This is a genomic window from Streptomyces sp. KLMMK, assembly GCF_036961605.1.
GTDB classification, from domain to species: domain Bacteria; phylum Actinomycetota; class Actinomycetes; order Streptomycetales; family Streptomycetaceae; genus Streptomyces; species Streptomyces telluris.
This window is the reverse complement of the sequence record NZ_JBAMDC010000442.1, coordinates 1-4,980: the sequence shown is the minus strand read 5'-3', so window position 1 is coordinate 4,980 and position 4,980 is coordinate 1. Positions and strand designations below refer to the sequence as shown.

3 protein-coding genes and 2 pseudogenes are annotated in these 4,980 nt (G+C 72.7%); 1 reads left to right on the top strand and 4 read right to left on the bottom strand.

What is annotated here, in order from left to right; genetic code table 11:
* Window positions 1-662, top strand: a pseudogene (locus tag V7793_RS33215) (glycosyltransferase family 39 protein); the annotation flags it as partial.
* A 50-nt stretch (window positions 663-712) separates the two neighbouring features.
* Here V7793_RS33215 and V7793_RS33210 read toward each other — a convergent pair.
* From V7793_RS33210 to V7793_RS33195, 4 genes and pseudogenes are all read right to left on the bottom strand, one after another.
* Window positions 713-1,594 (bottom strand): carbohydrate ABC transporter permease, encoded by an 882-nt coding sequence (locus V7793_RS33210; RefSeq protein ID WP_336013423.1) that lies wholly within the window; start codon window positions 1,592-1,594, stop codon window positions 713-715.
* Between the two features lie 97 nt (window positions 1,595-1,691).
* Entirely contained in the window at window positions 1,692-3,113 is a 1,422-nt protein-coding gene (locus V7793_RS33205; protein ID WP_336013422.1) for a carbohydrate ABC transporter permease, read from the bottom strand.
* Between the two features lie 15 nt (window positions 3,114-3,128).
* Window positions 3,129-4,523: an ABC transporter substrate-binding protein gene (locus V7793_RS33200; protein ID WP_336013421.1), complete on the bottom strand. Its 1,395-nt coding sequence runs from the start codon at window positions 4,521-4,523 to the stop codon at window positions 3,129-3,131.
* Between the two features lie 179 nt (window positions 4,524-4,702).
* Window positions 4,703-4,980: pseudogene (locus tag V7793_RS33195) on the bottom strand (FtsK/SpoIIIE domain-containing protein); the annotation flags it as partial.

Genomic DNA, 4,980 nt, shown 5'->3' with positions numbered 1-4,980 from the left:
GCCTCACCGCGGTCGCCCTGCCCTGGGCCCTCGTCCCGCCCGTCCTGCTCTACGCCGCCGCCCAGTACCAGCCGCTCTTCCTCGACCGCTATCTGCTGTTCTGCCTGGCCGGCATACCCCTGCTCGCCGCGGCCGGCGCCGACCGGCTCCTGGGGCTCGTCCCGTGGCGGCGGACCGTGACGGCGGCCGGCGCCGTGGCCGTCCTGGCCGCCTTCGTGGTGCAGCTGCCGCTGCAGGAGCGCGAGCGCCTGCCCACCAGCCGGGGCGACGAGCTGGCCCCGGTCGCCGCGGCGGCCGCGCAGCGGGCGAGGCCGGGGGACGCGGTGCTGTTCCTGCCGCTGTACGAGCGCCGCGTGGCCCTCGCCTATCCGCGTGACTTCACCGGCCTGCGCGATCTCACCCTCAAGCGCTCACCGGCCGCCTCCGGCACGCTCTTCGGCGACGAGGTCAGCACCGCCGTGCTGCGCGACCGGCTGGCCCGGCTGCCGTCAGGAAGCCGGGTGTGGGTGGTGGGGGACACCAACACCGTCGGCACCCGGTGGTTCCGCGCGCAGCGGGAGGAGCACGCGAAGACGACCGCCCTGGAGGAGTTCTGCCGTGAGGAGCGGGAAGCGGCGGTGTTCGTCCGCGGTGGCTCCGTAGCGCTGTACGTACGCCGTTAGGACGGTAGGGGGCGTGGCCGGTGTGTGTGGGGGCCCCGCCCGGGGTGCCGTTACTTCACCGCCCCCGCCATCACCCCGCTCACGAACTGCCGCTGGAAGGCGAAGAAGACCGCGAGCGGTACGGCCATCGAGAGGAAGGCTCCCGAGGCGAGGATGTCGATGTTGTCGCCGAACTGGCGCACCTGCTGCTGCAGGGCGACCGTGACCGGCGGGTGCCCGCTGTCCGCGAAGATCAGCGCGATCAGCATGTCGTTCCACACCCACAGGAACTGGAAGATCCCCAGCGAGGCGATGGCCGGCCCGCCCAGCGGCAGCACCACCCGCAGGAACAGCCGCAGTTCGCCCGCCCCGTCCAGCCGGGCGGCCTCCAGCAGCTCCCGGGGGATCTCCGCGAAGAAGTTCCGCAGCAGGAAGACGGCGAAGGGCAGCCCGAACGCGGTGTGGAAGAGCACCACGCCCGGCGTGCTCTCAAAGATGCCGAGGGTGTTGAAGAGCTTGGCCACGGGGATCAGCGCCACCTGCACCGGCACCACCAGCAGCCCCACCACCGCCATGAACCACCAGTCCCGGCCCGGGAAGTCGAGCCAGGCGAAGGCGTATCCGGCGAACGCGCCGATGAGGATCACCAGCGCCGTCGCCGGCACGGTGATCAGGGCCGTGGTGCCGAGGGACTCCATCACCGTGTCGTTGCCGAAGAGGTTGCTGTAGCTCTGTGTGGTCAGCTGCGCCGGGTGGGAGAAGACCTCCCACCAGCCCGACGCGGCGATGTCTCTCTTGTCCCGCAGCGAGGACAGGAGCAGCCCCACCGTCGGCGTCAGCCAGAACAGCCCGACCACGACGAGGAAGACCCGCATCACCCCGCCGCCCAGCCGCCCGGCGATCCGCGCGGGAAGCGACTGCTCGGCCCGTACGCCCGTGTCCACCGTGGTCATCGCTGCGGCCCCCTCGTGGTCATCGCTGCCGCGCCCTCGTGGTCATCGGCGTCGCCCCCCGTCAGCGCTCCCGCAGGCGTTCCCGTCAGCGCCCCCCTCATCGCCGCCGCTCCCTTCGGATCCGCCGGAGGTTGACGTACATCACCGGCAGGACGAGCACGAGCAGGAAGACCGCGATCGCGCTGCCCACGCCCTGGTTGACGTCCGTGCCGAAGGACGACTGGTACAGCTGCAGGGCCAGCACGTTCGCCTTGTCGAGGCTCGCGCCCGGCGCGATGATGTAGACGAGGTCGAAGATCTTCAGCACGTTGATCATCAGCGTGATCAGCACGACCGCGAGCACCGGCGCCAGCAGCGGCACCGTCACCCTCCGGAAGACCTGCCACTCGTTCGCGCCGTCCACGCGTGCCGCCTCCAGCAGTTCCCGCGGCACGCTCGCGAGCCCCGCCGCGATCAGCACCATGGCGAAGCCCGCCCACATCCAGATGTACGCCCCGATGATGGCCGGGGTGACGAGCGAGGGGCCCAGCCAGTCGACGCCGTTGTAGGGCGCGGCGAAGTTCGAGGCGGGCAGGCGCAGCAGGGCGCCGTCGGCCGCGGCGGGCAGGGTGAAGGTGCCGTCGGCGCCCGAGGTGGCCGAGGCGACGGTCCGGCCGTCCTTGACCGCCTCCACCGTGACGCCCTCCAGGGCCTTCTCGCCCGGGTCGATCCGGCCCGGCGTGCCCCCGCCGCCGCGCGTGAAGTCGCGCCAGACCGTCCCGGTGACCTTCCCGGCGGCGTCCCGCGCCGGAACGGCGTCCTTCGCGCCCTTCATGTCCGCGGGCTTCGCGCCCACCAGCGGAAGCGTGGTCGCACCGCCGGCCTTCACCACCGCCTTGGTCGTGAACGCCCCGCGGCTCTCCACCAGCAGCCCGTCGTCCCTCGGGTGCGCGCCCGGGAAGGGCGCGGGCGGCGAGAAGGTGTCGTGGACGCCCACCCACACCGCGTTCGCGACGCCGCGGTCGGGGTTCTGCTCGTAGACCAGCCGGAAGATGATGCCCGAGGCCAGCATCGAGACCGCCATCGGCATGAAGACGACGAGCTTGAACGCCGTGCCCCAGCGCACCCGTTCGGTGAGCACCGCGAAGATCAGGCCGAGGGCGGTGGCCACCGACGGCGCGACGACCACCCAGATGATGTTGTTCTTCAGGGCCGTGCGGATCCGGTCGTCGGTGAAGACCTCGTGGTAGTTGTCCACGCCCACGAAGCCGTTGCCGCTCGCGTCGAAGAGGCTGCGCCAGACGGAGTAGCCGATGGGGTAGACGACGAGCGCGCCGAGCAGGACCAGCGCGGGCAGCAGGAACAGGCCGGCCACCCAGAGCCGGGTGCCCGCCACGCTCCGGGACTTCTTCGGCGAGGGGCCCGGCGAAGGGCTCGGCGAGGGGCTCGGTGAGGGGCCCGCCGAGGGGCTCGTGGCGGAGTTGCCGGAAGGGCGGGGCGGCCCGGAGGCCGCGTCGCCGCCCGCGTTCGCGGTCGACATGGTGCGGGGCTCCCGTCAGCTCTTGAACGCCTTGGCCGCGTCGGACTCCAGCCGCTGCTGGGTGCCCGCCACGTCGCCGGGGTTCTTCAGGAAATCCTGGAGGTGCTTCCACTCGCCCTGGCCCGGCTTGCCGCCGAAGGAGGCGGGGGCCAGGTCGGACATGTCGAAGCGGAAGTCGTCGCCCGCGGCGACCACGGCCCTGGCGATGGAGCGGAGCACGTCGTCGGGATAGGCGTCGAGGGCGAGGTTCCTGTTGGCGGAGAGGAAACCGCCCTGCCCGGCCCACACCCGCGCCGCGTCGGCCGAGGCGAGGAAGGTCAGCAACGCCTGCGCGGCCGGGCCGTCCTTGAGCGCCACGCCCACGTCGCCGCCGGTCACCACCGGCGCCTTCGCCCCGACGGCGGGGAAGGGGAAGACCTTGGCCTCCTTGCCGATCCTCGCCCCGGCCCCGGTGACGTTGGCCGCCGCGAAGTCGCCCTCGAAGACCATGGCGGCCTTCGGCTCCTCCCCGCCGGTGAACGTCTGGGTGACCGAGGTGGGGAACTGCGTCTGGACCGCCCCCGCGTTGCCGTCCGCCAGCAGGCCCTTCCCGCCGAAGAGCCGGCCGAGCGCCGTCAGGGCGTCCTTCACGGACGGGTCCGTCCACGGGATCCGGTGCTGCGCCAGCTGGTCGTACTTCTCCGGGCCCGCCTGGGAGAGGTAGATGTTCTCGAACCAGTCGGTGAGCGTCCAGCCGTCCGCCCCGCCCACCGAGACCGGCGGGATGCCGTAGTCCGCGATCAGCTGCGCGGCGCCCAGGAACTCCGGCCAGGTCTTCGGCTCCTTCGCCCCGGCCCCGTCGAAGACCTTCGTGTTGTACCAGACCAGGGACTTGTTGCTGACCTTGAAGTAGACGCCGTAGCGCTTGCCCCCGGACGAGCCGAGCTCCTGCCACCCCTTGGTGAAGTTCTTGTCCAGCTCGGCCGCCGCCTCGCCGCCGAGCGGCTTGAGCCAGCCCTTCTGCGCGAACTCCCGCAGCGCCCCGGGCTGTTGCAGCATGGCCACGTCCGGCGGGTCGCCGCCCGCGATCTTCGAGCCGACGAAGGCGGACATGTCGTCGCCGCTGGGCACGTAGGCCACCTGGGCGCCCGTGCGCCGGGAGAACTCCTCCAGGACCTTGGTGAAGCCCTTCTGCTCGGCGCCCGTCCAGACCGCCGTCACCTTGAGCTTCTGCCCGTTCAACCGGGGCAGCCGCACGGTGTGCCGGATCACGTCCGACGACGGTTTGCTGCTGTCCGGCGCGCCGCCGCCGTCGTCACTGCACCCGGCGGCCGACAGGGCGAGGGTCCCGGCCGCGAGGAGCGCCAGAGCGCTGCGCGCCGGACGGAGCGAGCTGCGCGCCCCGCGCACCGAACGAAGCGAAGTCCGCATTGCCGCCCCTCCCGTACGAGCTCCCCGCCGGCGGTCCGCGCCGCACGTCACCGCGGCCGGCGGTCGTCTCCCGTGCGACAGGTCTACGCCCGGTCACCGGCCGCCGCAATACCGTCTTCGCTGTCAACTCGGTGATCGTGACCGGGCTGTGATGGCCCGTCACGGGCGCACGGGAGCACTCAGAGCAGCGGTGGCGCCGCCTCCGCTCCCGCCGACTGCGCGGCGCGCTGCAGCGCGCTCGCGAGCAACGCCAGGTCCGTCGGGCCGTTGCCCAGCTCGCGCACGGGGCGGCGGGTGGGCGGGTCGCCCATGCGCTGCCAGTCCACCGTCACGACCGTCGGGCGCAGCGTCGCCGTCCGCGGGATGCGGCCCGTCACCCGGCCCGCCTGGAACGGCGTCGTCGCGTCGTCGTCCGGCCGCATCAGCCGGCCGCGGCCCGGAGCGGGCTCGCCCGCAC